Below are 26,065 nucleotides of genomic sequence, written 5' to 3'. Positions count from 1 at the left end.
CCACCGGCAACACTTCCCTCTCGCGACAAAGACTATCGAGCCGCCCGCCGAGGACCTTGATAAGCAGGAGATCACGCGAATTTTTACCAACAGCCTTTCTGCGCGCGGCGCACTTGCGCCCGCGGACAGCGACTATATCGCCCACATCGTTGTGCGACGAACTGGAGTTGACTTAGCGGATGCACAAGCACGCGTCGCTGCTACATGGTCGCGCCTTCTCGACAAGGCAAATGCGTTAGACGAAGCTGTGCGCGCGGCTGCGGAAAAAGCACGCAAGGCGGCCGTCGACGTAAGCCTGTGGCTGTTCATTTCCCTTCTCATGGGCGCGTTCGCAGCGTGCTTGCTAGCGACAGTTGGTGGCCGGACACGCGCGCTTTGAGGTTTTTCGATCGTCGACTTTGTCCATGGACCAGCTTGGAGAAAACCATGCGCTCTATTCTTCTTTTTTTCCTCGGTGTACCCATCCCAATCATCATTCTCATCGCCCTGCTTTGGCATTGAACAGCACGCGATGGGGAAGCGGTGGTGGCCAATCGCCGGTGGGACCGTTTGCGTGCGCCAGCATTGTGCGTCGTCTTCGCCCGGTAGCTACCAAAGGCCCCGTACGGAGGGCTCTTTCTTCTTCACGGCGACGGCATGACGGAAGCGTCGCCAGTGCCAAACTCGTCGGCCCACGCCGCAAGCGTGTCGCCGAATCCGCCTCGGGCGCGAGCGTTAAGGCGCCCGCTTGTGACTACACGCGGTGCCGCGCTCCACGCGACAGTCGCGCCCGTTTCAATCAAGAGTTCGACCAGTGCGACGTCTTCACTACATACAAGCGGTGGGAAGCCGCCAGCGCGTGCGTATGCATACGCTGCCACACCCAAGTTCGCACCATGAACGTGCCGATGCCCATCAGCGTCGTGATAGCGCTTTGCCCATATCGCACTCACCGACGGGGCAAGCCCACTCCAGTCGTCCACGCTCACTGGCCCGCATACTGCATCCGCCCCCGCTTGGAGCTGGGCGACGAGCCAGTCAGAAGCGACGCGACTGTCAGCATCAGTGAATGCGAGCCAGCGAACGCCGCGGGCAAGCAGTGCCTGCGACCCGACTGCCCGAGCCACACCGACATTGTGTGCACCGATAGTCATATGGCTAAAGCCACTGGCAGAAACGATCGGCAACGACGCGTCGGTACAGGCGTCGAGTACCACGAGCGGACAAACCGCCTCACCATGCAATGATGGATGCGCCGCGGCACGTCGCACCGAATCAAGGCATGCAGCGATCAACTGCTCCTCATCATGCGCAGGAATCACCACGCCTATCATTCGTATTCCTCTATATTTAACCCATTGATTCTTCATCCGACCGGAAAACGAATGAGCGAGCAGGTCGGTTTCCGTCGGCACCCCGGTCTGGGAGTGCCGACCGGTCTAATTTTCGCCCAGCATTCCCAGTGCCCACGCCATCTCGCGTCTGAGAGCTCGGGTTCACGATTCCTGCAACTCAGGCGCACACGTGGCGTGGGCCGTGGGCTATGTGCTTTTATGCTCGCAGACGAATGGCAACTATCGTAATGGCACCCCGCTCCCTTGCCTTTCGCTTCCGATTCTTGCTCCGGGTGACCGTCGGCCGCTTACTAAAAACACGATCTAACGCGGAAATACCCGAGCTCTAACGCGTATGGCGCGTCGCCTCGAACAGGAACCAGACACGTTCCTCCGTCTCATCGATCCAGTTTTCGATGAGGCTAGCTGTTGCGACGTCCTCCTTTTCGTCGCAGAGCTGATGCAGTTCGCGCATGAACTTCACAAGCGACTCATTATCGTGGCGCAGCTCGTCGAGCATTGCCTCGGGAGCGACGAACGATTCATCGTTGTCCTCAATTCGCCGCAGCGACGCGATCTGTCCGACCGATCGCAAAGTCGTACCGCCCAGTTTGCGCACGCGTTCCGCAACGGGATCGACCATCGCGAAAACCAGCGTCGCTTGATCGTCAAGCAAAAGATGATAGTCACGAAAGTGTGGCCCGCTTACATGCCAGTGGAAATTCTTCGTCTTGACGAAGAGCGTAAATACGTCCGCGAGTAGCTTTGTGAGACCGGCGGACACGGTCTTGCGAGCTTCTTCGCCGAGGTCGGTCGGAGTCGTAAGATTCGACGATGCTGCGCCCTTGTGTTTCGTATCTGCGGTTGCCATGATGTCGTTTCCTTTTCCAGGCGGGGAGAAGCGAGCCAGCGCAGAACGCGTGCCTGACTAATGCGCCGCGGATTGCCGATTCGCCCGCTTGAGCCAGGGCCGTCCCGATAGTTCGCCGCGTCGATGGCGGGAGCGCTTGAGCCTACGAGCGCGCGAGTGGGCCTATATCGTCGGCGGCGCGAGCGAGAGCATTGACCTGCGACGGGCGAAGAATTTCGACGTCGAACGCATCTCCCGAAGGATCGCCGCGCTGTACCCGCACGCGCCGAGCCGCAGCGCGTTCGTCGGCTCATCGAATAGGGCAATGATCCAATTTGGCCGCTGCGCGGTGAGCGCCCTGCCTCCCGCAAACTTTTTTATGGCACGTTCGTGCGCCGTTCCGCGTTCCTGACGGATCGGCTTCGACACGAACCGGCCTGATGTTGCACGGCATGCGCTATTACCGGCGGAAACATGAGTGCCTACCCCTCGCGTTTCGTGAATTCGTGCACATCACTTTTTAGGATCCCAAATCACTGAGCTTCTCGACTGGAGATCCATTCGGTATGGGGTCCGAACGGTACCGCGATAGACAGACCACAACGCCGCGCGCGGTTCTTTCCACCCACGAAAAAACTGCAACGCATACGCGGCATTCCGTCAATAGGACGGACTGCGTTCTCCCACGATGTGGCGTCAGGACAGGCGACGATAGGCGTGGATTCAGCGAGGTCTAAACAGCAGCAGCCATCGGCTTACAAACTCGTTGGCCCGGAACGGAATGTGCGAGAACCCCAACGTCTTCATCACTCTCTGGAGATTCAACATGACTACTCTTGACCCTCAATCGGGCCGCACGGGCGCAAAAATCGTTGGTGGTGGCGTTGGCGAGGGCCCTGGCCCAGACATCATGGCTTCGGCTACGCTCGATGGTAACAAGGTCATGTCGTCCGACGGCGAACACGTTGGCAAAATATCGGACATCATGCTCGACGTGCGCGGCGGACGCGTGGCCTATGCCGTCCTCTCGGAAGGCGGGTTCCTCGGGATGGGCAATACGTTGCATGCCATTCCTTGGAACGCATTGACGTTGGATACGGCAGAGAAGTGTTTCCGTGTGGACATCACGGCACAGCGCATCAAGGACGATCCCGGGTTCGACAAGGATCACTGGCCGGCCATGGCCGATACCGCGTGGGGAACGCAAATGCACGACTACTACGGTCGCCGGCCGTACTGGTTATCAAGCACGGATCCTCTCGCGCGCTCCGACGACGGCGTGCGCCCGATTGACGTGTAACAGCGCAGACTAACAGGCGCCTTCGTGTAGGCGCCTGTGTCTTCCGATCTACACACGGGAACGTGCGGGCCCCTTTGTGTTCCTTTCCACCGGGCATCGCAATCACGAATGCAGTGAACGTATAACGTCGCAGGAGAGATGGGCCGACGGGAGAAGACACTCGGAGCCTAGAGAAGGCGATCGGGCATTGATATCTGAACGGCGCAGCTGTCAGGGAAATTTTGATTTTCGCAATCAACCGCTTAGCCAGTCTTCCGTAGTGCAGAGCGAAATTTCGGCTCACTGGCATCTGCAAGCCGCGGAACCCGTTACCGAACACGTGCCAGCTTACTCGGTCAGTTGCCCGACTCGACGAAATGACCGCCGTTCAGATGAATGACGCAAATCCCAGGATTCCGGCGCATCATGCGTATTGCCACGGCACAGATTTTCTGCTCGTACGAGCAAAAGGCGTCAATCCAAGACCCGCAAAACGGTTGATCCAAAGACACCAAGGCGATACAAGATATTGTTCCTGGCAACGTCGTGTCTCCGTCGGTAACGGAAAAGGTCAGGTAGTCAGATCCCGGGGGCTGCTCAGGGCCCCAGACCCGAAAATGCGGGTCCATCGAAGTCTTCTTTTCTGGTTCCTTTCGCGCAAGCTTACCAAGGGCGGAGACCCCGTATGCGCATTTGTTTGTCATCCTAGCTGGAGCGGGCGATCTTATCCACGAACTCGCGCAACTGCTCCAACGAAAATGGTTTGCGAAGGAAATAGAACTCAAAATTCAGATCCTGCCGCTCTGGTGGTTCGCTTCCCGACGCGAGGATCACGCGTAATTCCGGATCGCGATCGAGCGCCGCGGCGGCGAGCTTGATGCCTGAACAGCCGCTCAGATGAATGTCCGTCAAGAGGACCTGCGTTTCGCCTTCATCTAGCACTCGCAACGCCTCCTGTGCACTAGAGGCCTGCTGCACCTCGTGTCCCATGTCCAGCAGGAGTTCACTCACCGCCTCTCGCGACGCTAGATCGTCGTCAACGACAAGCAGTGAGATCAACTTTGGGCGTGTTGGTGCGGCGCGGCCGCCTTGTGCATCGTTCGCTGGACGACGCACCGCCGATGTGCCTATCAGCATCCGACGGATCTTCGTCGCAAGTTCCTCGCGGCTATAGGGCTTGCTGAGCAGGTGCACCCCCGGATCGATGCGGCCGCCGTGGATGATCGCGTTCTGCGTATAGCCCGAGGTGAAGAGCACCTTGAGGCCCGGCAGATGACGCGTCGCCATTTTGACCATGTCGACGCTGCGCAGCGGGCCAGGCATCACCACATCACAAAAGAGCAGATCTATTCTCACTCCGCTTTTGACTATCACCATCGCGCTTTGAGCGTCGTCGGCCTTGAGCACGGTGTAACCAAGTTCAACAAGTGTTTCTATGACCGTCGACTGAACACGCCTGTCGTCCTCGACCACCAGTATCGTCTCCGAGCCGCCGGCAGCCTGCGGAGCGTTTGAGACCCCTTCCTCGGCGACAGCTTCCATGGTCCTGGGCAGATAAATCTTAACCGTGGTTCCGTGTCCGACTTCGCTGTAGATCTTCATATGGCCGCCGCTTTGCTTGACGAAGCCATAAGCCATGCTCAGACCGAGTCCGGTACCCTCTCCCGCCGGTTTGGTGCTGAAGTATGGTTCGAATGCACGGTCCATCACCTCTTGCGGCATGCCGCAACCTGCGTCGGTGATGGCGAGCAGGACATACTGTCCCTCGGGTACATCCTCGGGGAGCGCACTGTAGTGGCTGTCCAGGGTAGCGTTCGCGAGCTCCATCGTCAGCTTGCCACCGCCCGACATCGCGTCCCGGCTGTTGATCGCAAGATTCAGGACGACGTTCTCCAGATGATTGGGGTCGACCAAGGTATTCCAGAGGCCTCCCGCGACGACGGTTTCGATATGGATCAACTCTCCGAGAGCGCGCCGCAGCAAATCGTCCATGTTCTTTAACATCGTTGCGAGGTTGACCGGCGTGGGCTGCAACGACTGGCGACGACCAAATGCGAGAAGCTGGGAAGCGAGATTGGCGCCCTGCTCTACCGCGTCAATCGCCCTGTCAAGACGCTCGCGCGACCACCTGTCTCGTCCATGACGCCTTTCCAGCAACTCCAGGTTGCCCCGCAGAACCTGGAGGACGTTGTTGAAGTCGTGAGCCACGCCTCCGGTGAGCTTGCCGATGGCCTCCATCTTTCTGGACTGCAAAAGTGCGGCACGTGCCTCATCCAACTGTTCTTGGGCGATCTTGCGCTCGGTTACGTCCCGGGTGATCTTCGCAAAGCCCACCAGCTGGCCGGCCTCGTCGCGAATCGCATCAATCACCACGTTTGCCCAGAACCGGCTTCCGTCTTTTCGGACTCGCCACCCCTCGGTTTCAAAGCGACCTTCGTGTGTTGCTATCTCCAGGCCGCGTTCAGGCAGACCAAGCGCGGCGTCTTCCGCTGTGTAGAACCTACGGAAATGCGTTCCGACGACTTCTGCCGCTTCATAGCCCTTGATCCGTGCAGCGCCAAGATTCCAGTTCGTTACGACGCCTTCCGGTGAGAGCATGAAAATGGAATAATCCGTGACGCCTTGAACCAGAAGACGAAAACGCCGCTCGCTTTCGAGCACCGCCTCGTGAGCGCACCGTTTATCCGTGATATCCCGGACGATTTTCGCGAACCCGGTCAAAACTCCATCAGACGCCGTCAGTGGCGTGATTAGAACGCTTGCCCAGAAATGCGAGCCGTCTTTGCGCACGCGCCATCCTTCCGTTTCGCAATAGCCGTAGTCGCGCGCTGTTTGCAGCACCGCCTCTGGAACCCCCGCGTCCCTGTCCTCGGCCGGATAGAAGACCGAAAAGTGCCTGCCGATGATTTCGGAAGCACTGTAGCCCTTAATGCGCGCCGCGCCAGGGTTCCAGCTAGCTATAACACCAGCCGCGGTCAGCCGGAAAATGCCATACTCGGATACGCGCGCCACCAGCGCCCTCTCCCAGCCATCCTCCTCGTCCTCCAGAAAAACGTGAACCATGTACTCCTCCGTCATCTCTACCGCTGTTCCGCCGCAATCGGACCGCGATCTCTGCACACCTTCGCTAAACTGGCTGCTGCAAGAATCGATTGCTCCCGACGCGCGCCTACATGATGCCCTTTACTCCTTTCCGCGAATGCGTGCGATATAGCAATTCGTACGCCGGGGAAATCGCGACTACGCAAGCCGCATTCTACGGGCCTTCTCTGCCCCTAGTGACGCGTGCAATTCTGGCCAGCCGCGTGTCGATTCCCCACCACCGAATGACAGTACACGTCCGTCGCTGTACCGCGCGCCCTTACGGCCGCGATAATTGGCTACGGTCAACTGTCCGAGCGCACCTTAAGCCGCTGGTCGGCTGGCTAACGTACGACTCGCAACAGAAGCTGCGGAGCACAACATAGGGACTCACGACGCAACCGAGAGGCAATCAGCTTCTGCCCACCGAGTGCTGATGCAACAGTGCAAGTAGGCGCTCAGCCGCAAACGGCTTGCGCAGGAATGCTGCGATCGGAAGATCAGGAGGCGGCGCGGCTATCGCGGAACTTAACACGACGGGAATGTTCGCAAGCGCAGGGTCGCGGGCCAGTGCCCTGACAAGAGCTTCACCGCTCATGATCGGCATCATGTAATCCGTCACAATGACTGTCGGCGCATAGGCACGTGCTCGACGCAGCGCTTCGGCCCCATCACCGGCCCGACAAACCGCATAGCCACCCGCCGCGACCAGTGCGGCGAGGGCGTCGAGCAGCAGTGGATCATCATCCACGAGCAGGATCGTCTTCAAAATCCATCCTTGCGAAGCGAGTGAAACGTCACGTCCCTCTGGTTCTGAGGCGCGCGCCCCCGTCAGAACCGGTTGATTCAAGAAACTCAGGCGCAAGCCGAGAGCCTGAGCGCCAAATGCCCAAGGTACAGTTCTTGCGTTCGGCAAGAGCACATCCAATCTTGGATGAGAGGTCGCGAAATGACCGAAAATGAAGGCCTTGAGCCGGAGGCCGCCGTTGTCGACAGGACTGAACGCTCATGGCTGTCACGACTGGGCCCCGGACTTGTCACTGGTGCTGCTGATGACGATCCGAGCGGCATTGGAACGTATTCGCAGGCCGGTGCTAAATTCGGCTTCTCACTCCTGTGGACGCTCCTGCTGACCTACCCTCTGATGGTCGCCATCCAAATGACCAGCGCGCGTATCGGGCGAGTAACCGGCAAGGGGCTTGCATCAAACATACGGGCCTTCGGCTCTACGTGGATAGTCGTCTCGCTCGTATTGCTGCTCGCGACCGCAAATACGATTAACATTGCGGCAGATCTCGCAGCGATGGGCGCTGCGCTCCACCTACTCGTCCCAGGCCCCACGCAGCTTTACGTTATCCTCATTGGTGCGTTTTCGGCGACATTGCAGATTTGGCTTCCCTACGACAGCTATGCGCGCTTTCTCAAATGGCTGACACTCGTCCTTTTCGCGTACATCGCCGTGGCGTTCGTCGTGCCAGTAGACTGGCGGCAGGTCGCAGTCTCTATCGTGCGGCCTAAGGCGGCACTGACAAATGACTACCTCAGCATGGTTGTTGCCGTACTTGGTACCACCATCAGCCCATACCTGTTCTTCTGGCAGGCCTCACAGGAAGTCGAGGAGCTCCGGTCCAAGCCGGGCGAGCGCCCTCTTCGCTGGGTATCGTCGTTCCGGGCCTACCGGCATTTGGACAGAATCACCGCCGACACCTGGATTGGCATGGCTGTCTCAAACGGAGTCGGGTTTTTCATCATGCTCACGGCCGCCGCGACGCTCCACGTTCACGGCATCGAGATCCAGACGTCGGCCGACGCGGCGAAGGCACTGGCGCCGATCGCAGGCCATCTCGCAGCGCTAGTTTTCGCGGCCGCTATTGTCGGCACGGGACTGCTGGCACTCCCGGTGCTGGCCGGCAGCGCCGCATACGGCGCTGCCGGGGCGTTCCGCTGGCGTAGTAGCCTGTCCTTGCATCTCACCCTGGCGCGCGAATTCTACTCCGTGATTCTGGTGGCCATCGTTGGCGGCGTTGCCATCACCTTTTTCCCGCTTGATCCGGTCAAGGCTCTCTACTGGAGCGCGATCATAAACGGTCTGGCCGCGGTACCGGTCATGGTGGTCGTTATGTTGATGGCAAGCAGCCAACGCGTGATGGGAAAATTCGTGATTACCGGGATGCTGCGGGCTGGCGGCTGGCTCGCAACTGCGTTGATGGCGGTAGCGGCAGTCGGCATGTTTCTCTAATAGCAGCTTCGTCGGTAGCCGAAGCAGTCACTGTTAGCGGGCACAAAGACAGCCACGCGTCGCCATACCGCCAAAGGACAGGAATCGCACGCGATGATAGCCTTTACGACCGAGAGATAACTTCTGTGAATCCGTCGATGATCGAAGGCAACGGAAGCCACCCTTCAGCGTCGCCGCGCGTCACGACAGACTCATGGCGGCCAGTGCCACTCAAGGGGCAATTGCAAGGGGCTGGCCGGTCCGCGGACAAAGCATCGCACATTGACGCGCCGAGTGCCCGAAGGTCAAGCGATGCGCGCCCGCGTTCGGCCAGCTAACTTTATGTTGCACCGGCCACCCACAGAAATAAAGTAGTTCATGACTGCAAGTTCATCACCTTACTTTGGCCTGTGCTTGCACTTTTAACTATTCAGAGTTCCAGCCAACGTGGCATGGAAATTGCGCGCCATGCGACACCTAGAGGAGGCCATCATGCAATTCTTTTTTCGGTCTTGCCTGATCAGCACGAGCGCAGGCATTGATGACGGGAGAATCGTGGCGAACGCGAGAATCTTCACTCCGGCGTCAGACGGTTCGTTCGAGGACGATGTTCATGACCTCTACCTGGACGAGAATTTCATCGACGAACACGAGGCTCTTATGTTTGCGCGCGAATGTGCAATGGGCTGGGTTGACGAACACTGCGTCAGCGCAACCTAGTCGCCGTCCGGAATCGGCGGTTCGTACCGTCGCCACATCGGCGGCAGGGGATTTGTGGTACGGCGACCCGCTCGCTTCTTCATCGGCGGACCGTCGCTTCGCGCGGTTGTGTCGCAAGACCGTTCACTTTCCCTCGAAGAGAGCGAAGACGGCACTGCGCACACAATGGAATTGGCCACCGCCGTGCGACCAGTCGCAGAGTCCGATTCGTAGGGCGGGACCACGAAATGATCAAACAAAAGCGCGGCGCTCTTTGCGCGAGCATCCGCCGAGATGAGATGAGCCGTAGTGACAGCAACACGCGCGAGCACGGCCAATCTCCAAGAAGCGGCAACCTCAACTGAGGAGCCTTGCACTGGGAGAATGGTAGGTGATTGGCCACCTATGGGCGAAGATCAGGGACCATAGGCCAGAACCGGGGCCGCTGCCGCCTATACAACACCCATGGTCCGAGAAGAAAGCCCGTGCTACGACAAGGACAGCTTGGCCGCCGTTTGAATCGCACCGAGTCATCCGGACGGCGGCCCCTGACAAATAGGTTGCACGACAGGGGATCTTCACACCGACTATTCATCGCGAGTGCGGACGAAACCGTCTGAACTAGCTAAGCTGCTACCGCGCACGCCGAATGTGCCCGCATTAGCAACAGAGACGATGCTGGTTCGAGACTGCCGAGCCACGCACTTAACGAAGCACAGCACGCACATAAATGCATCCAGCGCAGTAGCGCTATTGCGGCACGGGACAATTCGCATTTCGTGAACACTCCGAAACTGCGACGGTGGAATAGGTCTACTGGCTCGCGCAGCAAATGATCCTTCGCCCTGGCTGGAAATATGGACCAATACGACGTCTCCGGACGCAAAGCGAAACTCGACTTCTTGAAGTGGCCACATGAAGCATTCCGTGTGCGAAAGAAATGTGCTGGCTCTCAGCGGCCACCCGTGTGCAGTTGCACAATTACTCGACAGGATTTTAAGGCTCGTTCTTTACGTTTTGCCTACGACTTATTCAATTCGCTCGCAGCCCACGAGACCGCGGGCCTGTATTCGTTCGGCGGGCCGCTTGGCCATAACAAACCTCACGCCGAACCACTCGCGCGGCGCGCTTCGTCATTTGACAGACGCATCGCAGGAGCCGCGGCGTCATTCGTGGCCAAGCTGCAAAATGCCTGCCCATCGCGGCGCGTTGCCGTCGAGATACACTGTCTCGCCCGGCGGATGGTTGAAAAGGTTGTCCCGTATCGCTTGTCCGATTGCGTCTCGCACAACGTCCGAGTGGTTGATGTAATGCCTGCCTTGCGCGATGTGGCGGGGAACGTCAAATGCAATTCTCACAGACCTTTTGCCATCCGCCCTGTAAAGGACGACCACCGGCAGCGCAAGTGTCCCGACGAACAACGCGCGATGCGCCGCCTCTCCATCGTCGAGTCCCATGAGGGAAAAGGTGAATTCAATGGAATCCAGACTCAGTATGTCCATGATATGCCCTCCATGAAGGCCCTTCTCCCAACCGGACGACCCAGGCGCCGACACAAAATTTCCTGTGGCGACCGCGCGCATAGGGAGCGCAAAAATCGAGCCTCGGCAGGCCGGCATGGGGTAACGATCGCGCAAAAGAACCGCTGCCGGGCCTCTCCATCAGACCGTCCGTAAAGCATATATTTCGTACGTCTATTCACCGTTCTCATCCGTGACGCTATCGGCTACTCTGACAACGCGTCCACGACCAGTGCCGCCAATTCGTACGCGTCGCGCTTTCTTTCTCCGGTGCTGGCGCGTCACGCAACCGGCCTTCAGGCCGGGTGGCCTTGACGCTTCGCGGCGCTTGCTCGCTTCGACCAGGCTTCCCGCACATGACAAGGAGGTAACGTGGACGCGTTACAACTGGGAACCGCGCTGGGCGTCGTGGTGCTTGCCGTTGCGGCAGTTGCGGTGATCGCGCATTACCGCCGCGAACGACGCCGCGCGACCCTGATGCGCAATCTCAACCATCACGACTGGTGCCGCTGGACCCGGATACGCTGAGCGCGCATCGCGCGATTGAGCGAACCCCGCGAGTCTTACGCGATTTGCGCCATTCCACAGTACGCGGCGCAGCAGATCACGTCCCAGCCTCGTCGGCAGCGGCCGCTCGCACCGGGGTCGTAGAGCGTGCTTGGATGCCGCGCTCACGGCCCGCGCTCGTCACAACAATCGTGCCTCCGTGCAACTGAGTGAGCCGTTGCGCGATGGACATGCCGATGCCAAGCCCTCCCTCCAGCCGCGCCGCCGCCCCGGCGAATTGTGCGAACGGCTCAAATATGCGCGGAAGCATCGCCGCATCGATCCCGATACCGTTGTCGCGAATCAAGATCTCAATGCCGTCCTTTGCACCCGTGCACTTGCGCTCAACGTTCAAATCGATCTGGCCTGTGCCGGGCGTATAGCGAATCGCGTTGGAAAGCAGAGTCACGATCACCTGCGTGAGCCGTACGGGGTCGACCACGAGACGCACGTCGTGCGCGAGCGCGCGAACGCTCAATGTGTGCCGCCGCGCCTCAACGCGCTCGCGAACCGCAGCCAGCGGATCGGAGAGAATTTCATTTAGCGACGAATCGATGAAATCGACACTCAGCTTGTGAGGATCGAGACGCGAGGCACCTTGAAGTTCGTCTATCAGACGTGTCATATGCTTGATCTGGCGCTTCGCCACAGCGAAATATTCGCGCTGCGGCTCGCGGTTTTCGCTCACGATCCGCATCGAGCGAATTTTTAAGCGGAGACAGTGGACTACGAAACTCGTGAGCCAGCACGGCGGCCACTTCCGATACCGCGTTGTCTCCATGTGGCTGGGGCTACACACCTCGCCGATTTCGAGCGCAGCACTGGCTACCGAAGTGACCTGATCCAGCACCCGAAGATCCTCACGGCAGAATCGGCCTCGGGCGGCGCTAGCCATATCGCTCCCCGTCTCCACCCCGTCGACTCAAGAGGCAGCACCAGCGCTTCCTTCTCGCCAGTACATACACGCGCGAGCGCCGGAAAGTCGTCGAGCGATGCGGTGAATGCAACGGCATGCTCGCTCCGAGCACGATGGCGCACGCACAATCGCTCCCGCGTGTCTTGAGTCAACTCTGCGCCATCGAAAGTACCGATCTGCATGATCCGATTCCCGAAGGCTGATGGCCGCTGATTGCGCATGGCCCAATAGCATTGAAACAGATAGTATTCCTTTGTAACGGCGCCTCGCGGGGGAATCGAGCTGCGCCGTAACAAGTGCGAGCAACGCCTGACTCACGCGCGCAGTCGGGTGGCGCGTGGAAGCCGCGCGTCGATATCAGCGATGCGGGGATGACTGGCGCCAGGCGCCATGAGGTCTCCTGCGTTTGCCACGCAATGCGGCTAACCAGCGAGGATATGCCCCGGAATCAACGAGCGAACGGGTCTCGGCGACGCATGCAACGCCGGCTGACGCTTGGTGCGTCGCCCCAAGATCCCTCAGTCCGCGCAGTCCCCCTTACTGAAGCAAAGCGCTCTGGAAGAGCTATTAGTGTCGGCCGGCCCAATCGACCAGCAGATAAGCTCCAGCAGTTGCTAACCGGAAGCGGGATGGCGGCAGAAGTCTCCGAAGGCGGTAACCGGCGTGCTTTCTACCTCGCCACCTGACGCCATGGTGGGACACGGCGACGGAACCTGATCGTTCAACCCGCATGTCCGAGAATAATCGCATGGCTGATTCCCGGCAGCCTCGGTCGGGCACATGCATTGCGCTAGTCGGAACCACAGCTGCTGATGATGCTACCAACGGAGGCCTCATGCTTGGGACCATACTTCTCGTCGTACTGATTCTGCTTCTGATCGGCGCGTTCCCTGCGTGGCCGCATAGTCGGGGATGGGGGTACGCCCCCTCAGGCACGCTCGGGCTGATAGTTGTGATCGTGATAGTCCTTGTAGTCCTGGGCCAGATCTAGCGAGCGAAACAGAATGAAACATAGTTCAAGAGGCATCATGCATGAATAGCCGAACGCTCGAAACCCGGAAGCACGCCGGGCGCGTGGCTATGAGCGTGGTCCCTCTGACTTCCAGGCGGACTTGTACATACCGCTAAGGAACTGCTGCCTCAATGTCGGACTTTCATAGATCCCTGTAGCAAGCCTCGAGAGGCGTCCATCACTATGTTATTCGGTTCAATGCGCTTCTTCGCCTGACCGTTGCCAGCGACAGCGCCACGCGAAACAATTCGAAGGACTTTCTATCCTGAGGATGCCGCGACTGAGACCCTTGCCGTCCCGCGAAGTAATGCTGTTTCATCTGCCCCCAAAGAAAGCCCCGTGCTGCCGCAAACGAAGAGGCCCTTGTCTTCAACTTTACTTTCCGAGAATGCGAACTAAACTCGGATCTTGTTGATGAAGCGAAGTAAATCTGGAACTTTGCGGAGGGCTGGTGGTGGCTGACGATCGTGCGGTCGATCCTGCGCTGCAGTTTGAATTTCACCCGATCCCTATCCAGCGCTCGAAATGGACGCACCAGTTCCACGTCTGGAGCCCCAAGCTTGCACGACGCCTCTCGCTGTATTCACATGCGGCTGTCGACTTCTGGGCCATGATGGAGTCGCACGCTTCGGTTTTGACGTTCTGCGAACATCCGGGAGTCATTCTTGTTGAGCAGAAGCCTCGTATCGCGGACTTCGTGCTTCGTCGTGACGATGTAACCGAGTTCGTTGTCGTGGAAACCAAGCCCCTCAACACGATTGACGCCGAATTGCTTGAAATCCTCGATCCATTGCCCGTCACGACGGTGAGCGCCGATGCACTAATACCGTATCGCCAGTGGATCGACAACTGGCTGCGTATGTTGCCGTACGTCACCAGCAACGGCCGGTTTCTCTCGAATGAATTTCTCGACCGTATCGAACAGGGCCTGGCTTCACCAACGCCGCTGTACGCCATCGAATACGAGGCATTGCCAACCGATCCAGTCCTGACACGCACCGCTGTCTTCGATCTGACCCGACGCGGTCGGCTTGTGAGCCCGGATCTGCGCCTTGGCGAGCTCAACAGGCATACTCGTTTCAGGCAGGTTGTGCCGACAGAGGGCGCGTCGTGAAAACTCCCGACGGCCTGACGCGTCGGGCGCTCGCCCCTGAGCTGCGTGATTTGCATATCTGGCCGACAGTCGATCCGTCTGCTTTGCCGGAAGCGCGCCGGACAATTTTTCTGCGTCGTGAACAGGCGATTCGTCAGTACCTGGAAGACCGCAGCCTGACGCTAATCGAGAGCGCCACCGGCATCCGGCGTGCACAGCTGTACCGCCTGCTCGCCCGTTGCACCACGCCGCATGCCGACGGACGTATCCAGGGCTTCCGCGCGTTGGTTCCTCATGTGCGCACGCAGGGCTATGTGCGGACCCGGCCCACGCAACCGGCCGTTCCCGGCAAGCGGGGCGGCGCAGCAGGAGCGATGGCGCAGCTGCTCGTCCGGCATGAGGTGCTGGCCGAGTTTCTGCAAAGGCAGATCCAGCTGCACAAGGTCTACTTTGGCGCGCGTGGCGAGCTGCGCGGCCTGCGTGCGACGCACCGGGAATTTCTCAACCGCTGTCGCGAGCTCAATCTGACGGGCAGGCACTATCCCTTCAATCAGGACCTTCAGGGCATCCGCAGCCTGGCTGCCGCCATCCGTCGCCTGGTGGCAAACCAGACATTTGCGCAGGCGGCGCGAGCCTCAGGCGCGCAGCGCGTCCAGCCACTTCGGCCCCCACCGGATCAGTTGTCGCGTCCGCCGGTCACACGTCCGTTCGAAGCGGTCGAGTTCGACGGACACAAACTCGATATCCGCCTGCGCATCCGGATGACGGATCCCATTGGACTGGACCGGGATATCGAACTCGAGCGCGTGTGGCTGCTCGTTGTCCTCGATGTCTGTACACGGGCGGTGCTGGGCTGGCACCTCGCGCTGGCCACGGAATACAACCGGCACGACGTCATCAGGACCGTGCAGAACGCCCTGCAACCCCGCCGCAAGCGGACTACCTTCTCGATTGCCGGTTTGCGTTACGAATCGCGCGCGGGTTTCATCAGCGAGGCCGTTCACGAGACCGAATACGCGACGTGGGACTGGTTACGCTACGACAATGCGCGCAGTCACCTTGCCGGCGAGACACTCGCCACCGTATGCGACATGATCGGCAGCCACGTCGATGCTGGCCCCTACGCGGAGCCCAACGAGCGGCCGTACATCGAACGGTTCTTCGGCACGGTTGGCAGCACGCTGTCGCATCGACTTCCCGGTACAACAGGCTCCAGCGCCCAGGATGTGCGGCGGGCGCTGTGCGATCCGGACGGCAAACGCAGCCTTCTGGTGAGCAGCGAGGAACTTGCCGAATTGCTCGACGTGAGCTTCGCGAATTACAACGGGACACCGCATGACGGCCTCGGCGGGCGTTCCCCCATTGAGATGGTGCAGCATTTCGCACAGAAACCTGGCGGGCTGTGGCGAACACTTGCCGAACGCTACCGGCAAAACCTGATGCTGCTGCAGCCCGTTCATGAGTCCATTGTCCGCGGCAACCTGCGTCGCGGCGTGCGTCCCTATGTCAACCTTTACGGAGTCCGATATTCCAGCGGCGTGCTCGGCGAAGCGTCCGGCCAGATCGGCAAACCGTTGCGTATCTATTTCGATCCTGAGGATATGCGCGTCGTGACGGCGTTTCTCGCCAGCGGTGAGGAAATCGGCCCTCTCAGGGCGGCCAGACCCTGGGACCAGACACCTCACTCGTTGCGGCTTCGGCAGGACATCCTGCGGCTGAAACGTCTCAAGGAAATCGACTACGGCGATCTCTCCGATCCCGTAGAGGCTTACCTCAAGTATCAACGGCGCAAGTCCCGCGCGAAACAGCGGCGAATGCCCCATCGCATCGCCGAGGCGGCACGTGCCGTGGGGCAGCGCGACAGGCGTGACGAAATTCCGGCGGCCCCAGCATCAAGCGGTTCGGACAATATCCCTGCCGTGAGCCTGCCCGAGCTCGGCAAGGGGCAGGTCTTTCGTTGACCATGGCGAGCGACTCATTACGGCCGTCGCCGATCGATGACCATCCGGTTGTGCTGCGCAGATATCGCATCCCGACGCCATCGATCGCGCAATTCTACGCATTGCTGGTGCGCTGCTTGTCGTTGCGTACCGGAGCGATGGTCTATGCCCGCTCGCGGGTCGGCAAGACCTATGCGATCCTCTTTCTGGAGTCACTGCTCGCTTCACAGCGCCCGGCCTTGCCGATCCTGCGCATGCGTTGCCAGCACAAGCGCATTGCCACCGAGACGGCTTTCTTCAGCGCCCTGCTGACCATGGCCCGGCACAAGGCGAGCTCCGGACGCGATCCGACACAGCTGCGGCACCGGCTCACGCAGCGCCTGCTCGAAATCGCCGATCAGTCACACAGCAGCGATATCCTCGTTTTCCTTGACGAAGCCCAGCATCTGGGCAGCTCGGAGTTTGAATGGCTGCGCGACATTCACGACGAACTCGAGCTCGAAGGCGTGCGCCTTGTGACCATGCTTGTCGGCCAGCCTTCGCTGCGGGCAAGGAAGAGCATTTTCCAGCACGATGGAGAAGAACAGATTGTCGCCCGTTTCATGACCGAAGAATTACCCTTTCACGGCGTACGTTCCGCGCACGAGTGTTCGGCCTGTCTGCAGGGGTACGACCAGGGCGAGTATCCTGAAGACTCCGGCTGGACGCATACGCGCTTCTTTTTCCCGCGCGCCTGGGACGCCGGCATGCGTCTGGCCGCTGAAGGTGGCGCGTTATGGGACGCTTTCGACGACGCCCACAAGCGCGCCCAGCTAGTGGGGGAGCTGGAACTCCCCATGGAATTCTTCACGCGCGCGGTCCAGCACATCCTGTACCAGTATGCGCCGCGTGACGCCACCAGTTTCGCCTTTTCGAGAGCAATCTGGGACGAAGGCGTCGACGTGTCCGGCTATGTGCGCGCCAGGAAGTGATAACGCCCGGCCAGTGGTCGGAACGTTGCCGTGGCAGGAACGCGGCCCGGTTTCCACCGCTGACCGGACAACGTATACAACGCGCCCGGCATGGACCTGCGCGGTCGAGTCCGCGTGGTCGCGGTTCGCAAAGTTTCAGCTGCTCAACCGGCTGAACTGGACACAACTCGGCGAGGCGCTGGCGATCCAGCCAGCCATCAATACGGGCGAGGGCATTGACCTCCGGGTGACCGATGCCTTCAGGCTCAGCGACCTGGCCGACACCCTGTGCATCAGCTTGGACGACCTCGGAAATTCGTTTTGCACTGCGAAGCGTGGCGATGCGTTGCTCGACGCGGCGAGCCCGTCGCTGCGCTTCTGCCCGACCTGCGCGTCGGCGGGTTTTCATGCCACGATTTTTCAGTTCACCGCGTTCCGGCGCTGCCCCGTTCACGAATGCGCGCTGTGCGAGGCCTGCACCGGTTGCGGGCAACCGCTCGCGTACCGCCTCCACGCAGGGCTCGTACGCCATCCGTATGCCTGCCCGGCCTGCGGGCGCTCCCTGCTCGCCGCGGCCGCGCTTCGCCGCCTGCGCGCGAACGCCGGTATCGATGCTACCGGGCTGGATCGCCTGCGCGCATGGCACGACTACTTCTTCCGCTATGTGCAGCTGCTCGGCCCAGGCAGGCGGCGCATGCGTGATGCGGCGGGGCAGTACCTTGCCGGCGACGAAATCCAGGCGTGCTCGGACATTCCCCGTCGTCTCACGTTTATCGGCGAGCTGGAGCGACGCCTTCGCCGGCCGCCTGAGCTGCCCCGCGTCGATCCCGCACCCGAGGCCAGTGCACAACGCGGGGGCGGCTCTCGACCGTCAGTGCGCTTGCCGGTCAACTGCGCCTGGGCAGCCGGCTGGCCGCACGTCGACCACACTTGCATCATGCTGTGCGCCGTCTACAGTAAGGTCCGGAAAAATCATGTACGCCGTCTGGCGCGTTCAATCCGGCCCGTACATCCAGAGGCTGGCTCCATTCGCCATTCGCCCGAATTCGGATTGTTGCTGTGCGACGGCAACATCTCTGCTCAGTCGATTGCCCTGCTGGGATGGCGCCTGTCCTGGGAGCGGCGTTTCAGCATCCAGACACTCACGCGCTGCCAGGGAAATTATCCGCCTTTTGGACTGTTCGAATGGCTGGCCTTCATGCCGGCCCATTTGCCGCCCACAGCCGACCCGCGGGGCTGGCTGCATCGCCATTTCGTTCACGCACTGGGTCAAACCTGGAACGCGTGGTGTGCGATCGCTTCCGGGATGCAGGAAAGCGGCGGCTACGTGGTCTCACCGCTGCTTTTCCCCACGCGCCTGCTCTGGCTGGATTATCCCGTCGACGGGGATGCCTTGGGCACTGTGCGTTCGACCACGCATGTCGTCCCGCTCCGCGAGGCGGCCGCTCGCGGCTGATCTGATCGCGCTCGCACCGCCCGTTGTTCTGGAACCGCTATGGGCGCTTTCCTCTGTCAACCGCGCGTGAGGCTGGTGACAGTAGTCAGCGAAAGATCGACCGGCGCGGGCTTTCGCAGGCGGCTGCAGCAACCCTGGTCAGGCCGTGCCGAAGTTGATGTTCGGGTGCTTCCCCCTTGCCTTACCAGACCGGAAACACGACGTCCGGCTGCGGCGTAAATTGAATGCCCGAGCCGGGGCAGATCACGCGGCCCCGGACGGCGACGCGCTGGTTCAGGTACGGTAGCAGGAGCGTGGGGGCTGGTGCGCCTCCTTCACCAAGGAGAATGTCGGACACCTCCTTGTCATTGCACGGCGACGTCGAGGGGCGATCCAGCATGATCGTTGTATAGTCACCCGGCGCGTACTTCCCGCTGCCACGCTGAATAGTCCCAGTGATCCAGATGTCGTATTGCAGGGGCAACGTCGGCAGCGGCGGGCTGGCAGACATGGCGTTCTCTGACCATAACCCGGCGATCACCGCTGCCGGGACCAGGACACACAATCGTCTTTTCATGGCGCAAGCCTTTTGACGTCCGGTGCACGTCACTGTTTCCTTTTCACTTCCCCGAAGTCGGCATCTATCACGTCCTCGTACTTCCCGAACAGCACATGGTCTCCAACCTTCACATCCGGCACGCACCGTTTGGCCGTCCTGGCACCGCTTTCCGGGGCCAACGGCGATGACTTCACCCTGATCGGGTTTCTCACCGGCGGTCGCCGGTATGACGATGCCTGCCGCGATCTTGCGCTCCTTTTCAACACGCTTGACCACGACCCGGTCATGCAAGGGCATGAGCTTCATGATCGTGCTCCCTGAGACGCCGTGCGGGCGCGGCCAGCTCCCGCATGCATACCGGTGCGCCCGTTCCCGGAAAGCCTGCGCGCCAGTTTGGCGGGCGCGGTCGCCACATGGCCGGCCGGCACAACCCTGGCCGGTCGCACCGCGGGCGGGACCGAAGCCGTTGTCGCGCACCGGAAGGTTTCCTGCAAAGCTTCATCAAGCAGTTTGTCGATGTCAACGATATCTCGCGTCAATATCGTGGTCGGTTTCATCGTTGGCCTCCGTCGTCAGTCGGGAAAATTCGGTCCTCCCGCGATCAACCATGATCTGGCCGCGCCTGCGCTTATGGGACATCGCGCCATGTCGCCTCGTCAAAATCCCTGGCAAGCCCCGGCGCGAGTGGCAGCGTCCCCGGCACGATGTAACCCGCAGGCTCGACCGTCGGCTCGGGTGTCAGCCGCAGGTCAGCGAGTCTGGCCCTGAGGAACGCGTCGGCATGCGCAAGCCGGTCCTCAAGCTCCGGTTCCATAATGCCCAGAACCTGCGCTGCGGCATCCGCAGGCTGCGCTTCCAGGCGACAGAGCGTAACGGCGCGTCGCCAGGGTTCCGGCAGCTCCGCAAGCAGCGTTGCCACCAGCTCGCGAAGCTCCCGGGTCATGACCGCATCCTCCGGCGTGTCGTCCATTGCCGGCACCATGTCTTCGAGGCGCAGGACTTCGTCGGGCTGCCAGTACTCGAACAGAATCTCGTCGTCGTCATCGTGTGGTTCGTGGAGCTGGACGGGTAGCCTGCCTTCGAGTGAAATGCATCGACCTTCCTCGCTCTGTCGATGCGCCACTTCGTCGGCAAGCCGTTCGAGCGCGATCTGGTAGAGCCATTGCAGCGGTTCGAGCCTGCGCGGGCGCTCTGCCTGCCGTTCGCAGGCACGGGCCAGGGCCTCGTCGACGATGTCGTCGACCGTCGGGTCGCCTGGCGCGAGATCGCCCCGTGCCTGGAGATAGGCGAGTTCCCGCTGAACGAAGTGCTGCAGCGGTGCGAGCAGGGGGCGCACGAACTCGCCGAACCACGCGGATCTGGCGTCCGTCTGCGCCGCCAGGGCCGCCTTGAACCGCCGCAACCCGGCGCGCCGTTCCTTGCGGCGCCAGGCATCCTCGTGACGCAGATGCGCGATGTGCCGTTCGAGCTGCCGCTCCAGTTCGGTCATGGAGAGTTCGATCGCCGTGGCCGGCTCCGGCGAATCATTCCCGCTCGCGAGCGCTCCTCCCGGCAGCACCAGCAGGAGCCGTGTGCGGTAGACACTGCGATGGCGGCTTCTTTCCACCGTCGCATGCAGCCGGGCCAGCTCGGCCGGAAAATGCGACAGATGAGGCTTCAGGCGTCGCTCCGCGAGCCGGCCAATCAGGTCATCCAGCTCCGGGCGGGAGAGCTTCGCAACGTTGCGGTAACTGATCGACGTTTTCATGTCAAACCTGCGCATGTCCGGGCGCGCCGCGGTGGCGAGCGACGCCAAGTCCGTTTGGTCCGGGCCCCACGCCAGGTGGCGCGTGGCGCGGCGAACCGGATCCGTTAATACATGCCGGCATGCCTGCTGCCTCGTCAGTCGGACCAGCCTGTCTCCGGTAATCAGGTATCCTGGCTGAAAACTTCCAGACCCGTCAGGCACCAGCATCGAATCCGGCCAGTCGGGCACCCCGGCCGCGAGGCCGCGCATTGACAGTCGTGCCCTCGCGGCGCAACGCCGAGCCGGACGTTGCGCCGCGTGACCCTCTCATTCACTTTTGTTCCCCTTGCCACTGGCGTCCGGTTCCTTTCTCTCCAGGCTCAGGTAGGTATTGGCAGCCACCAGCCCGAACACGATGTGATTGAGGAAACTCACCCAGCCACGGGCATCGGCAAACCAGGAAAACCATTGCGTCATGCCATGGAAGTTGATCACGTACAGCAACACGCCGAATATGGCACCCACCAGCGACGCCGTCCCGACACTGGAATCCAGGCTGAATGGTGCCATGATCACTGCCAGAATGACCGCGAAGAGGATCGCCAGCACAAAGTGCGTAAGCAGCGCCACTATTACGACGCCCGCCGCAAACGTAGCGGGTTGTGCGAGCACGTCGCGGCCCATCACGATGGCCGCAATCATCCGCAGCGGCGACCATACGCTTTGCCGGGCAACACCCATGGCAAAAAGTTCAATCACCAGGAAAACGGCGCCCGCCACGCACCCGCCGATAATGGCTGCCGGCCACTCGGGCATGCGGCGAACGAAATGATGCGAATGCATGTGAAGTTCCATCATGACCTCCTCGGGATCTGCAGGTCTTTCCTCACCGGCGCCATCGCCAGATCGCCTCCGCGACATCCGGCGGCGGTGCGCGAAACGGGCGACTGTCCACAAGCCGCACGGCGTACTCCAACGCTTCCGATTCCGCCTTCTCGCGACTCGGCCAGCGGCGGCGCAGCCATGGCAGGTGCCAGTTCACGAAAACCTCGCCATCCCTCACAACCTGAACAAATACAAGGTATCCGTTCGCCGCGGTTTGCCACGGATATGCCGCCGTCCGTACGTGCCTCACGACGAGGGTATGCATACGGATCTCCAATCCGTTGCGCATCTCGGTCCTCACCCGTTCCATTGAATCACTCCCCCTCGCGCGTGCAGGCATCCTACCGGCCGTGCAGTGCTCCTGCCAAAACCGCTCCGAATCTGGTGCCCATCGCTTCATGGAATCACCGCCGGCATACGGCATGATCGACGGCGTACCGACGTCGCGAGCGGTGCCCGCACGGCAACCGCGCTGCTAACCGCGGCGCAGGTGAAACGTGAGTTGGCGAAACGTCTGCCGCAGGACAGCAATGCGGTCCGACAGCGTGGGTCGGGCACGCTGCGTGAACGGCCGGAAACCGCTGGAAAGGTCGACTATCGTACGGTGGAGGCGCTCGAACAGCGTAGTCGAAGCCGAGCGTAGGTGAAGGCAGCTCATCGTCTTCTCCTTCGACGCAGCAAGGAAGAGAACGGGCTTGCGCGCTCCAGTTCGCCTGCCATGCTGCGGGGCAAACAAATCGAAACACGCAGCATGCAACCGATCCATCACCGGGCACACTGCCTGAACTGCATATAAGTTAGTTTCACTGATGAAAATTTTCAAGGTCGTGCGATGGATCCCGGTAACCTAGCCGGCGAGCCAGTTTGCGGCTTCCGGAGTGCCTCACGGAGGACACCACATTTTCACGGTGGCGAGCAGCAGCGCCACCGGGACCGGCTTGATGAGGCAGTCGCCCCACTGCACCGGCCCCGGCGACGAAGGTGGCATCGCCGTATGAACCAGGATCGGGATGTGTGCCAGTGCAGGATGCGCCCGGAGCTGGCGACACAGTTCACCGCCACCCATCTGCGGCATCACCCAGTCCGTTATGATCAAATCGGGCGGCTGGCGAAGGGCCTGCGCGAGCGCCTCCACGCCGTCGTGTGAGCAGCACACGTCATACCCTTCGGCGGTGAGTATGAGGCCGCACGCATCGAGCAACTCAGGCTGGTCGTCGACAAGCAGGATAGAAGGCATTTTGCTGGTCGGTAGAGTTGTTTTCGCGACGCGGAGCAAATGGCGTTCCCGAGCGCCGGCCGGAAAGATATTGGCCGCCGAGGCGGTGCGAGGAAACGATAATATGTCCTCGCATGCGCGTCTTTGCTCAACGATTCACGCATTGGGTACGGATCATGACCGATTCTCAAACGGGAACCCTGCACGCCCTCGCCGGATTTCTCCGACGGGAACAGGTGCGCCTGACGGAAAGATGGATGCAGGCGGTTGCTGCCGATGCCGACCTCATCGAGGCGGACCGGCTGACCTGGGAGCAACTAGCCGACCACCTGCCCGCCATACTGAGCGGCATCTGCGTCGCGCTCGAAGAGCAGGATCTCCAGCCGGTCGAACGGGCCATCGAACGCGATGCGAGGCAACACGGGAACGTGCGCTGGCAGCAGGGTTACCGCGTTGATGAACTCGTGCGCGAACTGGAGCTGTTCCGGCGGCAACTGGCCAGCGCCGTCCGGGCCTTCGCGGAGTCCGAGGACACGTTTACCCGCGACCATGAATCCCGTGCCCTGCGCCTGATCGACGAGGCGCTCAGTTTTGTCACCCTGACGTCGATCCGCGAGGTCATCGGCGAGCGTGACCGGACCATCGCGGAATACACTAGCCAACTGGAACGCGCCAACCGGGAGCTGCGGGAGCAGCAACGCCAGGTCAGTGAACTGCACCGGTCGCGCATGCAGATCACGCGCAGCCTCGTGCACGACCTGCGCAACTTCCTGAACGCCTTTTCGGTCGACCTGCAGCTGATTGCGCGTGTTCCATCCGGAGCCGAGGCCGGGCTGGCGCTCGCGACCCGGCAGGCAAATGACATGAAGCAGCTGGTCGACGAAATGATGGAGTATTCGGTCGTCGTCGGCGAAAACAACCATAACTGCATCGAGCCGGTCGATCTGCCCATGCTGTTCGACGAACTGGTCACGGCCGCCCGTCCGGAGATCGAAGCGAAGGGCCTGCATCTGTCTGCCCGCCTTGAGGCCGGACTGGTCCGGGTGCAGTCGAACCGCATCAGGCTCAAGCAGGTCGCGCTGAACCTGCTGTCGAATGCGACGAAATATACCCGCGAAGGGGAAATCGAACTGGTCATCGCGAGATGCGGAGACAGCCAGTGGTCCATGCGGGTCGCCGACACCGGTGTCGGCATTGCGCCGTCAGACACGGAACGCGTGTTCAGGGAGTTCGAGCGGGCCGCCGGCGACGACGTCCCGGGAGCCGGTCTGGGTCTGGCGATTGTCAGGGAGCTGTGCCGCTCGCTCGAGGGCGAAATCCATTTCGAGTCCCGCGAGGGGCAAGGCACGACATTCGAAATCCGCTTTCCTCTCGACCTGACGCCGATAAGCTGACGCTGCACCCGCCGGCTCGCGATCTGGCCGGCTGTGCGCAGGGTGCGCGCCTCGCGATCGGTGTTCTACGTGTGTCGATGACGCGGATCCAGCCCGACCTGCTCCGCGAAAATGCTGAAAAGCGTGCCGTCCGGCACGCCAGATTCGGCCACGGGTGAGGTGCTGTCACGCGGCATCGACCGGCGCCTGCACCTTGCCGGACTCCGAAGGTAGCCGGATTATTGACACTGTTCAATCCGCGCGGCGGGTAACGACGCTCCTTGTGGGACGGCCTTCGGACGACACCGCACGCCCAGGTCGCGCTGGAGGCACGCTCAGGCAGCCAGTCCTGCTATCCCGTCTGCAGTGCGCATCACTGGATCGGCGGTGCGGTGCCCAGTTTTTCGGCCAGCATCCGCTCGTACACGCCGAAGTGCAGGTCCACTTCAGACTGATCGACTGCGGTAACGATCAGGGTGACCTGGTCCGGCAGCAGACCAAGCACGCCCGCGATACACGTTTCGAGCTGTGGCGCGCAAACCTTGTCCTTGACGACAGTCGTCCCGATCGTGACTTCATAGTTTTTCTCCTGTCGGCAAACCACTTCCACCAGGCGCGCGCGGGCGCTCATGTTGTTGTCGACCGCCATCCGGATGACGTCCACCGCCTTGCGCATCGCTTCTGTCGGAAACCCCCGGGTCGAACGCAGCCGCATGCGGTGCGGGCCCAGGGTCAGCCAGTCGGTATCGAATTCCATCGCGTCCTCCATTTGCTGTATGGTTCCGCCGCGATGATATGACCGGGCAAAAAAATTTCAAGGGTGCACCGCTGCTTTTGCCCCTTGAAATCCTCGCCAGAGTGTCTATCTTAGGTTTCGCTCAGGCAGACGCGCGGCTTGCAACGTCCCGTGCGCTGCGTGTTTCGATTTGTTTTGCCAGACGCTGGCAGGCGAACTGGAGCGCGTAGGCCCGTTCGCCTCCATCAACATTTGAGGAGAACTGCATCATGAGCGATTTCTACTCCGGATCTGACCTCTTCAGCGAGTTCGACCGACTGCAACGGCAGATGGCGAACCTCTTCGGTACTTTCCCCTCCAGCCTTCGGGCGAGCCGCTTCGGCGCCTTCCCGCCGGTCAACATTGGCGCGACCGACGAGTCGATCGAGATCGTCGCCTTTGCACCCGGCGTCAATGCGGCGGAACTCGACGTATCGATCGACAAGGGGCTGCTGACCATCAGCGGTGAGCGCAAACCGGCACAGCCGGATACCAGCGAGGACACGCGTCTGTATGCGCAGGAGCGCTTCACTGGCGCGTTCCGGCGGGTGATCGAGCTGCCGGAGAACGCAGATCCCGACAAGGTTCAGGCGCGCTACGAGAATGGCTGCCTGTCGATTGCGATCGGCAAGCGCGAATCCTCGAAGCCTCGCGCGATCACCGTCCAGTAACCCCAGGA

General features: G+C 61.0%; 24 protein-coding genes and 1 pseudogene. 11 read left to right on the top strand and 14 right to left on the bottom strand.

Annotated features, from left to right (window positions below):
• Positions 1 to 623: 623 nt before the first annotated feature.
• Together C7401_RS31560 and C7401_RS31555 are read right to left on the bottom strand one after the other, a co-directional pair.
• The gene (locus tag C7401_RS31560; protein WP_112175304.1) at positions 624 to 1,313 is read right to left on the bottom strand and encodes a glycosyltransferase family 2 protein; all 690 of its coding nucleotides are present in this window, start codon (positions 1,311 to 1,313) and stop codon (positions 624 to 626) included.
• A gap of 346 nt (positions 1,314 to 1,659) precedes the next feature.
• Positions 1,660 to 2,184 carry a Dps family protein gene (locus C7401_RS31555; protein ID WP_112175303.1) on the bottom strand — a complete coding sequence of 175 codons (525 nt, stop codon included), beginning with the start codon at positions 2,182 to 2,184 and terminating at the stop codon, positions 1,660 to 1,662.
• 805 nt (positions 2,185 to 2,989) lie between these two features.
• Here C7401_RS31555 and C7401_RS31550 point away from each other — a divergent pair.
• Complete coding sequence (locus tag C7401_RS31550; protein WP_112175349.1) at positions 2,990 to 3,463, top strand: PRC-barrel domain-containing protein; 474 nt, start codon at positions 2,990 to 2,992, stop codon at positions 3,461 to 3,463.
• Between the two features lie 684 nt (positions 3,464 to 4,147).
• On the opposite strand, the gene C7401_RS31545 is transcribed toward C7401_RS31550, so the two are convergent.
• Both C7401_RS31545 and C7401_RS31540 read right to left on the bottom strand, forming a co-directional pair.
• Positions 4,148 to 6,505, bottom strand: coding sequence for a PAS domain S-box protein (locus tag C7401_RS31545; protein WP_112175347.1), 2,358 nt, complete (start codon positions 6,503 to 6,505; stop codon positions 4,148 to 4,150).
• 430 nt (positions 6,506 to 6,935) lie between these two features.
• Positions 6,936 to 7,292 carry a response regulator gene (locus C7401_RS31540; protein WP_258397306.1) on the bottom strand — a complete coding sequence of 119 codons (357 nt, stop codon included), beginning with the start codon at positions 7,290 to 7,292 and terminating at the stop codon, positions 6,936 to 6,938.
• 180 nt (positions 7,293 to 7,472) lie between these two features.
• On the opposite strand from C7401_RS31540, the gene C7401_RS31535 reads away from it, so the two are divergent.
• Together C7401_RS31535 and C7401_RS31530 are read left to right on the top strand one after the other, a co-directional pair.
• Entirely contained in the window at positions 7,473 to 8,762 is a 1,290-nt protein-coding gene (locus tag C7401_RS31535; RefSeq protein ID WP_112175302.1) for an NRAMP family divalent metal transporter, read from the top strand.
• A gap of 471 nt (positions 8,763 to 9,233) precedes the next feature.
• On the top strand, positions 9,234 to 9,461 hold the full coding sequence (locus C7401_RS31530) for a hypothetical protein (RefSeq protein ID WP_146758027.1): 228 nt from the start codon (positions 9,234 to 9,236) through the stop codon (positions 9,459 to 9,461).
• A gap of 1,145 nt (positions 9,462 to 10,606) precedes the next feature.
• On the opposite strand, the gene C7401_RS31525 is transcribed toward C7401_RS31530, so the two are convergent.
• Positions 10,607 to 10,942: a hypothetical protein gene (locus C7401_RS31525; RefSeq protein ID WP_112175300.1), complete on the bottom strand. Its 336-nt coding sequence runs from the start codon at positions 10,940 to 10,942 to the stop codon at positions 10,607 to 10,609.
• 390 nt (positions 10,943 to 11,332) lie between these two features.
• Here C7401_RS31525 and C7401_RS45135 point away from each other — a divergent pair, with 390 nt between their 5' ends.
• On the top strand, positions 11,333 to 11,488 hold the full coding sequence (locus C7401_RS45135; protein ID WP_181565745.1) for a hypothetical protein: 156 nt from the start codon (positions 11,333 to 11,335) through the stop codon (positions 11,486 to 11,488).
• 76 nt (positions 11,489 to 11,564) lie between these two features.
• Here C7401_RS45135 and C7401_RS31520 read toward each other — a convergent pair whose 3' ends face one another.
• Positions 11,565 to 12,194, bottom strand: coding sequence for a sensor histidine kinase (locus C7401_RS31520; RefSeq protein WP_181565744.1), 630 nt, complete (start codon positions 12,192 to 12,194; stop codon positions 11,565 to 11,567).
• Between the two features lie 1,063 nt (positions 12,195 to 13,257).
• On the opposite strand from C7401_RS31520, the gene C7401_RS31515 reads away from it, so the two are divergent.
• From C7401_RS31515 to C7401_RS31495, 5 genes are all read left to right on the top strand, one after another.
• Positions 13,258 to 13,413 carry a DUF3309 family protein gene (locus C7401_RS31515; protein ID WP_112175298.1) on the top strand — a complete coding sequence of 52 codons (156 nt, stop codon included), beginning with the start codon at positions 13,258 to 13,260 and terminating at the stop codon, positions 13,411 to 13,413.
• A 475-nt stretch (positions 13,414 to 13,888) separates the two neighbouring features.
• Positions 13,889 to 14,548 carry a hypothetical protein gene (locus tag C7401_RS31510; RefSeq protein ID WP_112175343.1) on the top strand — a complete coding sequence of 220 codons (660 nt, stop codon included), beginning with the start codon at positions 13,889 to 13,891 and terminating at the stop codon, positions 14,546 to 14,548.
• Positions 14,545 to 16,488, top strand: coding sequence for a TnsB C-terminal domain-containing protein (locus C7401_RS31505; RefSeq protein WP_112175297.1), 1,944 nt, complete (start codon positions 14,545 to 14,547; stop codon positions 16,486 to 16,488). The genes C7401_RS31510 and C7401_RS31505 overlap by 4 nt, the downstream gene beginning before the upstream one ends.
• 2 nt (positions 16,489 to 16,490) lie before the next feature.
• Entirely contained in the window at positions 16,491 to 17,438 is a 948-nt protein-coding gene (locus tag C7401_RS31500) for an ATP-binding protein (protein WP_112175296.1), read from the top strand.
• A 13-nt stretch (positions 17,439 to 17,451) separates the two neighbouring features.
• The gene (locus C7401_RS31495) at positions 17,452 to 18,873 is read left to right on the top strand and encodes a hypothetical protein (protein ID WP_258397305.1); all 1,422 of its coding nucleotides are present in this window, start codon (positions 17,452 to 17,454) and stop codon (positions 18,871 to 18,873) included.
• A gap of 181 nt (positions 18,874 to 19,054) precedes the next feature.
• Here C7401_RS31495 and C7401_RS31490 read toward each other — a convergent pair whose 3' ends face one another.
• From C7401_RS31490 to C7401_RS31460, 7 genes and pseudogenes are all read right to left on the bottom strand, one after another.
• Positions 19,055 to 19,429 (bottom strand): hypothetical protein, encoded by a 375-nt coding sequence (locus tag C7401_RS31490; RefSeq protein ID WP_112175294.1) that lies wholly within the window; start codon positions 19,427 to 19,429, stop codon positions 19,055 to 19,057.
• A 77-nt stretch (positions 19,430 to 19,506) separates the two neighbouring features.
• Positions 19,507 to 19,717: pseudogene (locus C7401_RS31485) on the bottom strand (co-chaperone GroES); the annotation flags it as partial.
• A gap of 322 nt (positions 19,718 to 20,039) precedes the next feature.
• Positions 20,040 to 21,158 (bottom strand): RNA polymerase subunit sigma-28, encoded by a 1,119-nt coding sequence (locus C7401_RS31480; RefSeq protein WP_112175341.1) that lies wholly within the window; start codon positions 21,156 to 21,158, stop codon positions 20,040 to 20,042.
• 306 nt (positions 21,159 to 21,464) lie between these two features.
• The gene (locus C7401_RS31475) at positions 21,465 to 21,992 is read right to left on the bottom strand and encodes a hypothetical protein (RefSeq protein WP_112175339.1); all 528 of its coding nucleotides are present in this window, start codon (positions 21,990 to 21,992) and stop codon (positions 21,465 to 21,467) included.
• Between the two features lie 31 nt (positions 21,993 to 22,023).
• Positions 22,024 to 22,287: a hypothetical protein gene (locus C7401_RS45375; RefSeq protein WP_224045540.1), complete on the bottom strand. Its 264-nt coding sequence runs from the start codon at positions 22,285 to 22,287 to the stop codon at positions 22,024 to 22,026.
• 210 nt (positions 22,288 to 22,497) lie between these two features.
• Positions 22,498 to 22,680 (bottom strand): hypothetical protein, encoded by a 183-nt coding sequence (locus tag C7401_RS44580; protein ID WP_146758024.1) that lies wholly within the window; start codon positions 22,678 to 22,680, stop codon positions 22,498 to 22,500.
• A gap of 225 nt (positions 22,681 to 22,905) precedes the next feature.
• Positions 22,906 to 23,259: a response regulator gene (locus tag C7401_RS31460; protein ID WP_112175291.1), complete on the bottom strand. Its 354-nt coding sequence runs from the start codon at positions 23,257 to 23,259 to the stop codon at positions 22,906 to 22,908.
• 155 nt (positions 23,260 to 23,414) lie between these two features.
• Between C7401_RS31460 and C7401_RS31455 the strand changes: the two genes are divergently transcribed.
• Entirely contained in the window at positions 23,415 to 24,632 is a 1,218-nt protein-coding gene (locus tag C7401_RS31455) for a sensor histidine kinase (protein ID WP_112175337.1), read from the top strand.
• 352 nt (positions 24,633 to 24,984) lie between these two features.
• Here the strand turns inward: C7401_RS31455 and C7401_RS31450 are convergent, their stop codons facing one another.
• A complete protein-coding gene (locus C7401_RS31450; RefSeq protein WP_112175290.1) occupies positions 24,985 to 25,368 on the bottom strand; it encodes a hypothetical protein in 384 nt (127 codons plus the stop codon).
• Between the two features lie 248 nt (positions 25,369 to 25,616).
• On the opposite strand from C7401_RS31450, the gene C7401_RS31445 reads away from it, so the two are divergent.
• Positions 25,617 to 26,057, top strand: a complete 441-nt coding sequence (locus C7401_RS31445) for an Hsp20/alpha crystallin family protein (RefSeq protein WP_112175289.1) — start codon at positions 25,617 to 25,619, stop codon at positions 26,055 to 26,057.
• Positions 26,058 to 26,065: the final 8 nt, after the last annotated feature.

The organism is Paraburkholderia unamae (genome assembly GCF_003268775.1).
Classification (GTDB): Bacteria; Pseudomonadota; Gammaproteobacteria; order Burkholderiales; family Burkholderiaceae; genus Paraburkholderia; species Paraburkholderia unamae.
This window is presented reverse-complemented; position numbering and strand designations above follow the sequence as displayed.